Annotated in this window: 11 protein-coding genes and 1 tRNA gene; 3 read left to right on the top strand and 9 right to left on the bottom strand. The window is 56.1% G+C overall.

Features of this window, described 5'->3' with window-relative positions; all coding sequences use genetic code 11:
• Nucleotides 1-226: 226 nt before the first annotated feature.
• Both GGR91_RS08470 and cpdR read right to left on the bottom strand, forming a co-directional pair.
• Nucleotides 227-301, bottom strand: a tRNA-Val gene (locus GGR91_RS08470).
• Between the two features lie 43 nt (nt 302-344).
• On the bottom strand, nt 345-722 hold the full coding sequence (cpdR, locus tag GGR91_RS08465; RefSeq protein WP_183942047.1) for a cell cycle two-component system response regulator CpdR: 378 nt from the start codon (nt 720-722) through the stop codon (nt 345-347).
• 179 nt (nt 723-901) lie between these two features.
• Between cpdR and GGR91_RS08460 the strand changes: the two genes are divergently transcribed.
• On the top strand, nt 902-1723 hold the full coding sequence (locus tag GGR91_RS08460; protein ID WP_246337124.1) for an N-formylglutamate amidohydrolase: 822 nt from the start codon (nt 902-904) through the stop codon (nt 1721-1723).
• 258 nt (nt 1724-1981) lie between these two features.
• Here the strand turns inward: GGR91_RS08460 and GGR91_RS08455 are convergent, their stop codons facing one another.
• The 3 genes from GGR91_RS08455 to GGR91_RS08445 form a co-directional block, all read right to left on the bottom strand.
• On the bottom strand, nt 1982-2506 hold the full coding sequence (locus GGR91_RS08455) for a cytochrome b (RefSeq protein WP_183941767.1): 525 nt from the start codon (nt 2504-2506) through the stop codon (nt 1982-1984).
• Nucleotides 2507-2555: 49 nt separating this feature from the next.
• The gene (locus GGR91_RS08450; RefSeq protein ID WP_183941766.1) at nt 2556-3335 is read right to left on the bottom strand and encodes a SapC family protein; all 780 of its coding nucleotides are present in this window, start codon (nt 3333-3335) and stop codon (nt 2556-2558) included.
• Between the two features lie 63 nt (nt 3336-3398).
• Entirely contained in the window at nt 3399-4826 is a 1428-nt protein-coding gene (locus tag GGR91_RS08445) for an FAD-binding oxidoreductase (RefSeq protein ID WP_322788797.1), read from the bottom strand.
• A 103-nt stretch (nt 4827-4929) separates the two neighbouring features.
• Between GGR91_RS08445 and GGR91_RS08440 the strand changes: the two genes are divergently transcribed.
• The gene (locus GGR91_RS08440; protein ID WP_183941764.1) at nt 4930-5433 is read left to right on the top strand and encodes a hypothetical protein; all 504 of its coding nucleotides are present in this window, start codon (nt 4930-4932) and stop codon (nt 5431-5433) included.
• 114 nt (nt 5434-5547) lie between these two features.
• On the top strand, nt 5548-6933 hold the full coding sequence (locus tag GGR91_RS08435; protein ID WP_183941763.1) for a DEAD/DEAH box helicase: 1386 nt from the start codon (nt 5548-5550) through the stop codon (nt 6931-6933).
• Between the two features lie 134 nt (nt 6934-7067).
• Here the strand turns inward: GGR91_RS08435 and GGR91_RS08430 are convergent, their stop codons facing one another.
• From GGR91_RS08430 to GGR91_RS08415, 4 genes are all read right to left on the bottom strand, one after another.
• Nucleotides 7068-9851 carry a TonB-dependent receptor gene (locus GGR91_RS08430; protein WP_183941762.1) on the bottom strand — a complete coding sequence of 928 codons (2784 nt, stop codon included), beginning with the start codon at nt 9849-9851 and terminating at the stop codon, nt 7068-7070.
• Between the two features lie 201 nt (nt 9852-10052).
• Nucleotides 10053-11069: an NADP-dependent oxidoreductase gene (locus GGR91_RS08425; RefSeq protein ID WP_183941761.1), complete on the bottom strand. Its 1017-nt coding sequence runs from the start codon at nt 11067-11069 to the stop codon at nt 10053-10055.
• Nucleotides 11069-12751: an amidohydrolase gene (locus GGR91_RS08420; protein WP_183941760.1), complete on the bottom strand. Its 1683-nt coding sequence runs from the start codon at nt 12749-12751 to the stop codon at nt 11069-11071. Before GGR91_RS08420 ends, GGR91_RS08425 begins: the two co-directional genes overlap by 1 nt.
• Complete coding sequence (locus GGR91_RS08415; protein WP_183941759.1) at nt 12748-13617, bottom strand: NAD(P)-dependent oxidoreductase; 870 nt, start codon at nt 13615-13617, stop codon at nt 12748-12750. The genes GGR91_RS08420 and GGR91_RS08415 overlap by 4 nt, the downstream gene beginning before the upstream one ends.
• Between the last annotated feature and the right edge of the window lie 46 nt (nt 13618-13663).

Genomic DNA, 13663 nt, shown 5'->3' with positions numbered 1-13663 from the left:
TCCGCAGATTTTGGATTGATCACATCCACCATAGCCGCCTGTGCTTACACGCGACGCCGCGAAATGAAAAATGTCAGCACAAACGAGAAGCGGCGAGAGAATTATTACGGCACCCACGACATAGCATCGTAACGATGAAAATGGCGGGTTTGGCGAGAGTTTTGCCCCCCGGCTCATGCGCAAATAAAAAACCCCGCCGTTCCATTCGGACGGCGGGGTTTTTAAATGGTGGGCGTAGCAAGGTTTGAACTTGCGACCCCTGCAATGTCAATGCAGTGCTCTACCGCTGAGCTATACGCCCATTATGCCGCAGCCTCTAGCTGGGCTTTTGCTATCATTCAAGCCTATTTCAGCTCGCCAAAACTTTCCTTGGAAAACAGGCGTTCGACTTCAAGGACAAGGTCTTTCAGATGGAAGGGTTTGGACAGTATTTTGGCGCTTGGCATGGATGCGCTCGCGCGCAGTGCGACGCCCGAAAAGCCCGTGATAAACATGACCTCCGTGCCCGGTGACACGCGGTTACAGTGGCGTGCGAGTTCAATGCCGTCCATTTCCGGCATCACAATATCGGTGAGCAGCAGATCGAAATGCTCTTGTTCCAGCAACGGCGCTGCCGCGGTACCCCGGTCGACCGCGACCACGTCATAGCCCGACCGTTCCAGAGCGCGCGCGAGATATTCGCGCATGGCCTGTTCATCTTCGGCGAGCAGAATTCGGGTCATCATTGGTCCTCAATCAACTTTGGGGCGCTAAAGTGCGGCGCCGGCTGTATCTATAATTGCAGAGGCTTAATTTTTTTGCACCATTTTGCGCAAAACCTGCCAACAACATATTTTCTTTTAATGAAGAGGGCGTGTTGGACATATCGGCATCCGGATTTGCAATGTGGGGAACGGAAAATATGTCCGTGCCTGTGCTGCTGTCTGTGCCGCACGCGGGACGCGATTATCCCGCCGCTGTCATTGACGCGCTGCGCGTGCCGCCGGCATCGCTGGTCCGGCTTGAGGATCGCTATGCCGATCTATTGGTGCGCCGTTCGGTACAGTTCGGCCATCCGGTCATCATCGCCCACCGCGCACGGGCCTGGATCGACCTGAACCGCGATGAAGAGGATATCGACGTTGAGATGGTCCACGGCGCACAGCGCGCGGATTATCCCGCGCCCGGCGTGAAGCAGCGCGGCGGACTTGGCCTTGTGCCGCGCCGATTGTCGGGCGAAGGCGATTTGTGGAAGCGCCAGTTCACTTTAGACGACATCAATGACCGCATTGCGGCGCTGCACCGCCCCTATCATCAGGCCGTATCTCAGGTGCTTGAAAATATGCGGCGAAAGTTCGGGGTCGCGATCCTGCTTGATGTACACAGCATGCCACCGCTCCACAACCCGGCAACAGGCGCGGGGCCGCAATTTGTGATTGGCGACCGGTTCGGCAAAAGTGCCGCCTCGCAATATGCCGAACTGCTGATGTCCCGTTTGCAGGGGCACGGATTTACCGCTGCGCTCAACCACCCCTATGCTGGGGATTATATCCTGCGCCGCCATGCCAAGCCGCGTGCCAATATCCATGCGATCCAATTGGAAGTGGACCGGTCGCTCTATCTTGATGCTGATTTGCGGCAGCCTGGGGTTGGCGTTGAACCGCTGAAGTTGTTGATAGCCGGGCTAGTAGAGGCATTGGCGGACGAGGCGCTTGGTTCGTCTGCGTTGATTGCCGCGGAATAAAGCCGCAAGGTTTGCATAAAAAACCACCCCGGAATGCTCCGGGGTGGCCGAGGTTCAGGGAGCTGATGCCGGTTAGGGCATCATCGGACAGAAACGGGAGGGGATGTTTCTGTCCAGATCCAAGAATGGGCTCTTGGCATTGCATTTTCAAGTCAGGACAAAAACATTCTGCCCCCAAAGTGGTTGAGGCGAGGCATGGGCACGGGCAATGGCCGGTACTGGCTATGTTGATAGCGCGGTGACGCCGTTAACGGGGGCTTATGGCCACATCCGTTGCACAAATGGCATCTTGTCGATGAACTGATGCTTCAAAGCGCCCAAAACATGTAAGCCAATGAGAACAAGAAGCGGGGTGGCCAATATCTCATGCCCCTCATGCCCGAGGTCCGCCAGCATCGCGTTTTTGCCAACCGCCATATCGAGCGTGAACAGGCCAAAGAAATCAACGGGTGCTGCTTTGCCATTGGCGCCGATCATCAGCCAACCAGTGAGTGGCATTACGATCATGAGGACGTAGAATAAAATATGGACGCTATGGCCAGCTTTGGCCTGCCAACCCGTAATCTTGTCAGGCAGCGCAGGCGGACGGTGGGTAAGGCGCCATAAAATGCGGCCAACGGTGAGTATCAAAATGGAAATGCCAATGGCCTTGTGCGGACTCATATAGGCAGCGCGTGCGGCGCGGGGCAGATCTTCGGCCAGATTTGCCAACAAGATGTTGGCACCGATCAATATGGCAATTAGCCAGTGAAAAAGGATCGCGATTTTACTGTATTTTGCCATGCCGTCACTTCCCTTGATGGACAGTGACGGCATAAAGCATTTGGCCTGATTAGGTCGAAGGCAGTTCCGTCACTTGCGGTACCTTACCTTGTGCAACCTGAACGGCAAATATTTCCCGCATCAGCTGCAACGAAAACAGATGTGCGTGGATGAGTGCAAGGATACCGTTCTGGTTCAGCTTGCGGACGGCGTCGCCACGCAATTCGCGCAATTTCGCTTCGTCGATCATTTTGAAACCACGGTAGATGAATGGCTGTTCCTGTCCTTCTTGCTGGATCGACACTTCGCCGTCGATCAACAGGTCAAGCTTTTGCAGTTCTTCAACAAATGCATGCGTCTGCGAACCGGCATTTTCGAATTCTTCACAGAATTTCAAAATAGCCTGTGTGTTTTCGCTTGGCTTGCCATCTTCGAACAATGGCGTGCCTTCTTCGAATTCACCAACGGCGCCCGATGTGGGGTCAAAGCACAAGGACAGCTCTTCAGTGTCGGGACGCAGCTTGGCCAAAAGGAATGGATAGCGGCGGACATATGCAGGGACGTAAACGGGGCGCTCGAAAAAGCCTTCCTCGTTCATGAAAGTGTTCACACCTTCGTTCATGCCCATCAGGACCAGCGGAACAGGATTGTCTGTTGCGGAAAAAATGATGGGATAGGTGCGTGATGCAGGGACGAATTCTTCGATCGTCAACGGAATTGCATGCTGTCCTTCAAGGAACTTTGCATTCTCCAACAGGCGCGATTTCCACGTGACGTGATCGTTGCTGTTGAGCGGAATGAGGTCTTTATAAAGAAGTGGCAAATTTGCGGCTTGGGGCGCTGTGGCCATGTGAAACTCCAGTGCTTGTTGTTGGCAAAAATTTAATGGGGCGCTTTAGTCGGGCAGCAGCCGTTACGCAAGTGGAACAAGCTTGCCCGGGTTCATAATGCCCAGCGGATCGAACGCGTTTTTAATGGCACGTAACGCCGAAAGCCGGGCAGGCTCGCCAAGCCGCGCGAATTCGTCGATTTTCGATTGGCCAATGCCATGTTCAGCCGACAATGAACCGCCATAGGCGCGCACGCGATCGTAGACGTGCGACGTGATCGCCTTGCCATCTCCGGCGTACCAACCCGCGATATCGACGCCTTCGGGGGCTTTTACGTGGAAATGGATGTTGCCATCGCCCAAATGTCCAAAGGCCACGGTCTTGGTGCCGGGATAATCGGCCTCGATACGGGGCGATTCTTGTTCAATGAAGCGCGCCATGGCCGCGACCGGAACGCTGATATCATGTTGCAGCGCGGCGCCGGCGGCACGTTCGGCCTCCGCAATCGAATCGCGAATTTTCCAAAAAGCTTCTGCCTGCACGTCGCTGCGCGCGATGGTCGCGTTTTCGAGCAAATTATCGGCGATGGCATCTTCAAGCAGATGCATGGCCAGTTCTCCCGGGCTCGACTGGGCAGGGTCGTCCTGCACAAATTCCATCAATGCATGCCAGCGGTGTGTGGTGTCGAGCGGGGGCCGTGTGCCCGAAATATGCGTGAGCACGGCATTGAGCGCGCGCTGGGGCAGGATTTCAAATCCCTCCAAACGGTCGCGCCCATGTTTCTGCATGAACAGCAAAAGTTCATACGCCTGTTGCGGGCTATCGACGCCTGCCCACACGACGCAACGGTCAATGAGCGCGGGCACGGTTTGCAGCACGGCCTTGGTCACCACGCCAATCGTGCCTTCGCCGCCGATCAGCAGTTGTTTCAGGTCATAGCCGCGATTGTCTTTTTTCAACGGCGCCATCGCGTCATAAATCGAGCCATCGGGCAGCACAGCCTCAAGACCTGCCACGAGCAAACGCATGGTGCCATGCCGCAGCACTTGCGTGCCGCCCGCGTTGGTTGAAATCAGGCCGCCAACGGTTGCCGATCCCTTGCCCCCAAGCGTGAGTGGAAAGCGCCGCCCGGCCTGCGCGGCGGCTTCATGCAGGTTCTGCAAGATGACGCCGGCTTCACAGCTTATCAGGCCGGTGTCTGCGTCGATCGCAGTGATATTGTTCATCCGCCGCATCGAAAGGATGAGTTGATCGCCGCTGCTATTTGGGGTGGCCCCGGCGACCATCCCGCTATTGCCGCCCTGTGGAACCAGTGACAGCCTATACGTCGCGGCAACCCGAACAATTGCGGCAACTTCTTGTGTGGTGGCCGGTGAAAGCAATGCAGCTGCGGCGCCCGTAAAACGGCCACGCCAATCGGTCAGCCATGGGTATATGACGTCCTGATCATCCGAATAGCCCTTTGGTCCTAAAATAGAGCGAAGTTCGGATAAGGCGTTTACATCTGGCACGGTATTTCCCATTAGGTGCAAAGGTTCAGGGCATTTAATTCATGATACGTTCAACCCTATCGGGTAAAGTCGGCAGAACTTCAACTTCATACCGGAATGTTTCTTGCGCATAGTTTTTGCCATAATCCTGCTTGCGGCAGGTCTGACGACCGTGTCGCAAAAGGCTTGGGCCGATTTTAATGTCGACATGGCGGGCAATCCGTTCGCGCCGTTCGTCAGGTTGAATACCGAATTTGGCCAAGTGCGTGTGGACCAACGCATCATCATTCGTTTGCCAAGCCCTGCGTCCGCACCGGTCGCCGTGGGCGCACAGCGGCAATCCGTCGCAAAGCTGCAATATAAAGAAAAGAAAATCGGCAAATGCCTTTGGGTCGACAGGCTGGGCGGATCGCGTCCCGGACCCGACCGCACGCTCGACCTTTTGACGCGCGATGGCATCCTTATCCGCGCCTATTTGGGGGACGGTTGTCTGGCACGAGAGTTTTATGCGGGCGCTTATATGGAGCGGTCATTTGATGGTAAGTTGTGCGTGGATCGGGATGTGTTGCATGCCCGCACCGGGGCAAAATGCGAGATCGATAAGTTCCGATTGCTGATACCGCGATAGCGCCGGGCGCATTCGGCCAATTACCTTGACATTTCCAGCCATAGAGACCAATGGCGACGCTCGTCGCTATGGCTTTGGCACCGGTGGCACAGCATCTTTTTTCCGGAACAACATATGCGTTTTGCCGATATCGGCTTGTCTGATGAATTATTGAGAGCCTTAAGTGAGGCTGGCTATGACGAGCCAACCCCAATTCAGGCCGCTGCTATCCCGCAGGTACAGATGATGCGTGACATCATCGCAATCGCACAGACGGGCACGGGTAAAACCGCGAGCTTCGTCCTTCCGATGATCGATGTGCTCGCCAATGGCCGTGCGCGTGCGCGCATGCCACGCAGCCTCATTCTCGAACCGACGCGCGAACTCGCGGCGCAGGTTGCGGAGAATTTTGAGAAATACGGCAAATATCACAAGCTATCGATGGCGCTGCTTATCGGCGGTGTTCAAATGGGCGACCAAGTGAAAGCGCTTGAAAAGGGCGTTGATGTTTTGATCGCAACGCCCGGACGGCTGATGGATTTGTTCGAACGCGGGAAGATATTGCTGACGGGCTGCGAAATGCTCGTCATCGACGAAGCAGACCGTATGTTGGACATGGGCTTCATTCCCGACATCGAACATATCTGCACCAAGTTGCCGGCGACGCGCCAGACATTGCTGTTTTCGGCAACGATGCCGCCGCCGATTAAAAAGCTGGCTGACAAGTTTCTGTCGAACCCGAAATATATCGAAGTCGCGCGTCCCGCGACCGCCAATGTCAATATCGAGCAGTTTTTGGTGAACGTATCACCCATGAAAAAGCGCGATGTGTTGCGTGATCTTTTGCGCACAGAAGATGTGTCCAACGCGATTATCTTCTGCAACCGCAAGACGACGGTGCGCGAATTGAACACGAGTCTGCAGCGCCATGGAATGCGTTCGGGCGAAATTCACGGCGACATTGATCAGGCGTCACGCCAGAAGCAATTGGAAGCGTTCAAAAACGGCGACATCAATCTGCTCGTCGCATCCGACGTGGCCGCACGCGGCCTGGACGTTAAGGGCGTCAGCCATGTGTTCAACTTTGACGCGCCATGGCACCCCGATGATTACGTCCACCGCATTGGCCGGACAGGCCGCGCCGGTGCCAAGGGCAAGGCATTTACCTTTGTCACCAAGGCCGATGAAGAAGCCATTGAAAACATCGAAAAGCTGATCGGCACCAAGATCGAACGTCTGGGTAAGATCGAAGCGCCATCGGGTGAACCCGAAGAGCGCGCACCCGCAAAGCGCGGCCGTAAGGCAGCGGAGCCCAAAGCCAAGGCCGCACCCGCCGAAGCGGCGGCACCAGCGGAACCAAAGCCCGCACGTGAAAAAGCTGCGGCCAAGCCCGCCCGTGAAAAGGCAGCGCCAACGGGTGAAGCTAAGCCAACAGACAAGTCAAGCGCAGCGCCAGCGGGCGATGACGGATGGAACGGTCCAATGCCCGGCTTCCTGGGCGTTGGATTTGGGACGTCTTAAAGCCGTTATTGCTAATGCCGTCGCCCTGAAACAAATTCAGGGTGACGATTGGTCCAACGCCAATCCCAATTACCATCCAACAAAAAAGGGCCCGCATCGCTGCAGGCCCTTTTCCGTTTAGGTTCGCGAAGTTCTTAGAACTTACCGCGCACTGTGATGCCATATGTCCGAGGCTCAGCAAGGAACTGCGACATCAGCTGGCGACCACCGGGATATTGCCCATCCACAAATGGTGCCGAGGTTGCACCCGCCTGGAATGGCGAGTTGAACGCGACTTGCGCATAATCTTGATTGAAGATGTTCTGACCCCAAAGTTCAATGCTCCAGGCTTCGTCAGGACCGCGAAGACCGACACGCGCGTTAAATACCGCGAAACCATCTTGCTCTTTCTGCGGGAACAGGTCGGAACCGGTGTTGTAATCGCTGGTCATACGACCGTCGATATACACAAGGCCGCTCATGCCATTGCTGCCGATATCCGGCGTCCATGTGACGCTTGACGTTGCAACCAGTTCTGGCGCGTTGGACAGATTGTCACCGGGCAACTTACGCAGTGCGGGGTCAAGTGGTGCGCCGGTTTTGCTGCCGACCAGATTTTCACGATAGCTGGTGTTTGCATATGTCAAACCTGCCGCCACGCGGAAGTTGCGTACTGGCACCAAGGATGCTTCCAACTCGACACCTTCTGCGCGCACGCCGTAGCCTACGTCGCTTGCCGCACAGGCTCCGGTTGTTGCCGCTGCTGCGTTGTAGTTGGATCCTGCTGATGACAAGCTCTGGTCACGGTCGGCACCGGCCAAATCCGCGCTACAACCGTTGATCGACTGCACAAGGAACACAGTGCCATTGAACGTATTCAGCTGGAAATTGCTGAAGTCCGAACGGAACGCAGAAACGCTCAGGCTGAGTGGACCATTTGAGAATTTCGCACCGATTTCATAGCTGTCGACCAGTTCGGGGTCGAATTGCAATCTGCCCGTCAACGCCTGCGCGCCGCCCGATGCTGCAAAGGTACCGATTGGTGACTTCAGTGCGGAACGGTCAAGGTTGAAACCACCAGCCTTATACCCACGGGCGAAGCTGCTATAGACCAACAGGTCGTCGGTTGCTTTCCATGACAGGATTGCGGTGCCGGTGAATTCATCTTCACTGCGCTTGTCGTTGATAGACACGCCATTCAATTCCGCTGTCGAGTTGCCCTGACAAGACAGACCAATCAACGAACCCGCAAGTGCACGCGCCGTTGCCGTTGTCAGCGGGTTCACCAAGTCATCGGTCACAAGGCCTTGGACTGCCGTACAAACGGTGTTGTCATTGCCAAAGGTGGCGTTGAACTTCTTCTTGTCGCTTGTGTAGCGAAGGCCAAGCGTCAGATCGAGCGCATCTGTGATGTGCACGATGTTGTGCGTGAACGCCGCGAAGTTCGTGCCGTTCTGGAAATAACGGTCGTTGGTGGTGCCTAGATCATTAAGGTTATCGAGCGCCGTGAACGCCGCCAGAATATCCGGACCCGACAGCCCCGAAGCGCCACCGATCGTTGCGGTGCCGACGCCAGGGATGACGCATGATGGGCTGGTGGGCGAATATAGCCCGGCCAAACCGCCACCCGAAATGATGCGGCATGTTGCAAAGCGACCATATTGGTTGCCGAAACGCAGATTGTCGCGGACGGTCAGCTTCTCGTTCGAGAAGAATCCGCCGACGAGCCAATCCAGCTTTCCGCCGAATGCTTCACCCTGTAGGCGCAGTTCCTGCGTAAAGGTGTGGAATTGACGATAGGCATCATCGCTTGGTGCACGGTACAGAATGTCGACTTCACCATAATCGGTGTCGGATGCCTGACCGGAACGATATTGGCGATATGCCGTAATCGACGTCAAAGTTGCGCCGCCGAAATCATAATCGATTTGGCCAGAGAAACCATAATCCTTGGTTTCGCCGCTGAAAACGCGGTTTGCACTAACCGAGATGTTACGGCCATAGCCTTGGTTGAACGCAGCTAATGGCTGGCCAAGGTCACGCAATACGTTGATGATGTTGTTGGATGTCGCTGTTGACGCCACGCCGGTCGTGCTTGGGTTGTTTAGGTCGCCAATGAATTGATTGACGGAACCGTCGACATAGGTTGCTGCGCAGCATTCTTCGTTACGCGAGGTATAGTCTGCAATCAGACGTACCGACAGCGCATCGGTTGGTTGGAACAACAACTGGCCACGCAGGAAGTAGCGGTTACGATTGTTGACGTCGTGGCCATTTTGGTCGTCGCGGTAGAAACCGTCACGTTTTACATAAACGCCATCGACGCGGAACGCGACCTGGTCCGAGAGTGGGCCAGTGATGCTGGTTGCAGCGCGCATGAAGTCATAATTGCCGTAGGTCAGCTCGCCGTTGGCACCAAAGGTGAAGCTTGGCTTTTTGGAATAGATGCTGATGAGGCCCGCCGACGAGTTACGTCCGCCCAATGTGCCCTGAGGCCCACGCTGCACTTCAACGCGGTCGATCTCACCGAGTTCGTTCAGACCAATGCCCGAACGCGAACGGTATACGCCGTCGATGAAAACAGGGACCGAGCTTTCAAGGCCGGGATTGTCACCGACGGTACCGATACCGCGAATACGGGCCGAGCCGTTGGCTTCCGAACCCGTAGAAGACACGAGCAATGATGGTGCAACCTGGTTCAGCTGGCGAATGTCGTTCGCACCGCTATTTTGGAGTGTTTCGGCGTTAACGGCGGAAATCGCGACTGGCACGTCAGACAATAGCTGGCTGCGGCCTTGCGCGGTTACAACGATTTCTTCGTCCGCAGTATCGTCGGCCTGAGGGGCCTCCTGCGCAAATGCAAGGCTTGGCACGGAAAGCGCAAGGCAAGCGGCCGATAGTCTCAATGCATGGCTGAGGGATTTGTCACGTCGTAACATATGCTTCTCTCCTGTGTTGAAATCATTTTGTCACAATCTAACGAAAGGAAATGGCAATGTCATCGGCGTTTACTGCGGTTCTCCTGAAATTCATTCTGTGCGTCAATATTGCAACATTGACATTTTTGACGTTACGGAAAGACTGTTCAGTTTGAACAGACTTTTCCGTAACATATCAAGCAATGCTGCGCAGCAATTTGCTTATAGTTTTACAAGCATCTTGCCGGTGTTTTCGCCACTGAACAGGCCGATGAAGGCTTCTGGTGTTTTCTCCAGCCCGTCTTTAACCGTTTCGCGGCCCTTGACTGCGCCAGACTGGATCAGGCCAGCCATATCGGCGTTGAATTCCGGAACCTGTGCATAGAAGTCGGGGTAGAGGAAGCCCTTGATCATGATGCGCTTGCCGATAATCATTGGAAGATACTGCATCGGTTGGGCTTTGAAGTCGTTATACACGTCAATCATGCCGCAAATCGCAAAGCGGGCCCATTCATTGGACGTGGCAAGTGCCGCATCAAAATGTTCGCCCCCGACGTTGTCAAAATAGACATCAATGCCGCTTTCGCCCATGTCTTTTAGCGCGGCCATCAACTGCGGCAGCACCTTGCCGGATTTATAGTCGATAACGGCATCGGCACCGAGTTCTTTGACCCAGGCACATTTTTCTGCGCCACCGGCTGAACCAATGACTTTCATGCCCTTGGCCTTGGCAATTTGCGTGACGGTCGAACCAACGGCACCTGCGGCGGCAGATACGAAAATGACTTCGCCAGCCTTTGCTTCGGCAACCTTGAGCAAGCCGAACCACGCGGTGCCGCCGGGCATACCAATGATGCTGAGCCAATGTTGATCGGGAACGCCCAGATCGGGCAGTTTAACCGGCGGCATGCCAGCAGGTGGCGTCTTATCACCGCCGAATACGGCGCTGTCGCGCCAGCCAGCCATATGGAGAACCTTCGCGCCGACCGGAAAATCGGCATTGTTGCTTTCGGTTACCGTGCCGACTGCACCGCCGGTCATGGGTTCGCCAAGCATGAATGGATCGGCATAGCTTTTCGCATCGTTCATGCGGCCGCGCATATAAGGGTCAACGGACAACCAGCTGTTCGCAACGCGGAACTCGTTCGGGCCCAATGGTGCATCGGGTGCTTCGATCATCGCAAAATTGCTGTCATTTGGAAGCCCGGCAGGGCGGCTAGCTAAGGTCCATGCACGCATTATCTTGTCTCTCCATTGTTGTTTGCTTCCGCAGCATTTGCTGCAGCATTTTTATATACGGGCCGACCGCCGACCCATGTTTCTTTTACTATGGCATTACGCAGTTCGCGCGGGCTTGCAAGCAACGGATCGACATCAATCAATATGAAGTCGGCATAATGCCCCGGGGTTAACGAACCAAACTTGCCTTCCGCAAAGGCTGCGTAAGCAGCGCCGGTGGTAAAGCCGGCAAGCGCCTGTTCGCGCGACACGCGCTCTTCGGGCCGCCATCCGCCAAAGGGTTGGCCAGCCGCATCTTCGCGCGTCATGGCCGCTGCCAATCCGGCGAAGGGATCGGCGGATTCAACGGGCACGTCAGAACCGAACGCCAGCTTGCCGCCAGCGCGCGCGATCGATTGCCACGCATAAGCGCCGTTCAGCCGCTCTTGGCCAAGTCGCGCCTCGGCCATCTGCCGGTCGGATGTTTGGTGCATCGGCTGCATCGACGAAATGATGCCATGCTTGCCAAGCTTTTGCAGATCAGCGGGGTCGACAATTTGCACATGTTCAATCCGCCAGCGCATATCGCCTGTATATGTTTCGGACAGTTCCTCGATCGCGCCGATAACTTCGGCATTTGCCGCATCGCCAATGGCGTGCACCGCGGTCTGAAACCCGTCCATCGATGCCCGCACCATCAGGTTGCGGATTTCTGCGCTTGCCAAAAACTGAAGGCCGGTCTGTCCGGGCGCGTCGGCATAAGGTTTCTTCAGCCAAGCACCCCGGCTGCCCAAAGCGCCATCAAGATACAGCTTCACGCCGCCCAGCCGCAATTTGTCGTTGTACAACCACGGGCTTGGCGCAGGGCCAGCAATCGCGACCATATTGTCAATGCCACCAGCATAGGCAAAGATCCGGACGGTCAGCCAGCCCGCATCGCCTGCACGGCGATAGCTTTGCCAATCGTCCATCGACGTGCCCATGTCGGCAATCGATGTGATGCCCAGACTGTGCAGTTTCTTTTGCGCTTCGCCCAAGGCAACATCGCGTTCCAGCGGTTTGGGTGCGGGCACGAATTTGCCAACCAGATCGGCAGCGGAGTCAACAAAGATACCGCTGGGCTTTCCGCCAGCCAGCTCGATACGCCCGCCCGGCGGTGATTTGGATGCAGCGGTGACGCCGGCGATTTCCATCGCTTTGCTGTTGGCCCATCCGGCGTGCCCGTCGACGCGCTCCAGCCATACGGGCCGATCGCCAACGGCGGCGTCTAAATCTTGCGCGGTCGGGAAACGGCCAAGGCCCCATTTTTCCTGATTCCAACCCCGACCGATAATCCAGCGGCGTTCGGGATATTTCGCCGCATAGGCCTTTATCGCGGCTTGCGCTTCAGCAAGGCTATTGGTTTCAGACAAATCGAGCGTCAGCAATTGAAAGCCAAGGCCCATGACATGGCCATGCGCATCAATCAGGCCGGGCAACAAGGTTGCGCCGCGCCCATCGAGGCGGAAATCGAGTTGCTTGGGAAGCTTTTCTTTCTTGGTCAGCAGCTCCGTGACTTTGCCATCCGTGCCCACCAGCATTGCGTTGAACCGGATGACCTTGCCGTCTCGATCAAGCGTTATGCCATTTACATTCTCGACCAGTCCGTCGGCACATGCAGGGGTCGCAAGGGCGAGTAAGGCTAACGCAAAAAACGTCTTCATCCCTTGGGCAGCCTTTTCACAATCGCACTGGTGTCCAGACGGCCGCCGCCCATATGTTGCACATCGGCATAAAATTGATCGATGATCGCGGTAATTGGCAAGGTCGCGCCAACGGCACGCGCCTCTTCGAACGCAAGGCCCAAATCCTTGCGCATCCAGTCAACGGCAAAGCCAAAGTCGAACTTGTCCTCAGCCATCGTGGCCCACCGATTGTCCATTTGCCAGCTTTGCGCCGCGCCGCCCGATATTGCTTCATAGACTTTTTCAACGTCAAGTTCCGCCGATTGCGCGAAACGCATCGCTTCCGACAGCGACTGGATGATGCCCGCAAAGGCGATTTGGTTGCACATTTTGGTGATCTGACCCGTACCGGGGCCGCCAACATGGACAACGCGCTTGGCATAAGGTGCCATGATTGGCCGCGCGGCCTCAACCGCTGCTTCGCTGCCGCCGCACATGATCGACAGGGTTCCGTTTTCGGCGCCGGCCTGTCCGCCGGTCACGGGCGCATCGACGACCAACAGGCCGCGTGACTTGGCCTCTACGCCAAGCTGACGGGCTATCCGTGCGGAGACGGTCGTATGGTCGATATACAGGCTACCCTTCGCCATCGCGGCAAATGCACCATCGCGTCCAAGCGTGACGCCCGCCAGGTCATCGTCCGTGCCAACGCAGCTGATGACAACCTCTGCATCCTTGGCGGCATCCGCGGGCGACAGCGCCAGCGTTCCGCCATAGGTCGCAACCCAGTTTTCGGCCTTGGCCCGCGAACGGTTGTACACCGTCAGCTCATGTCCTGCCTGTTTAAGATGCCGCGCCATTGGGCCGCCCATGACGCCCAGTCCGATAAAAGCTATTCTAGTCATAGGTGGGTCTTAATGTTTGTTTTCACTTAACGCCAGATGCGTTAGG

It is taken from the genome of Sphingorhabdus rigui (assembly GCF_014196595.1).
Lineage (GTDB): Bacteria > Pseudomonadota > Alphaproteobacteria > Sphingomonadales > Sphingomonadaceae > Sphingorhabdus_B > Sphingorhabdus_B rigui.
Note: the sequence above shows the minus strand (reverse complement) of the source record. Positions and strands in the feature narration are given on the sequence as shown.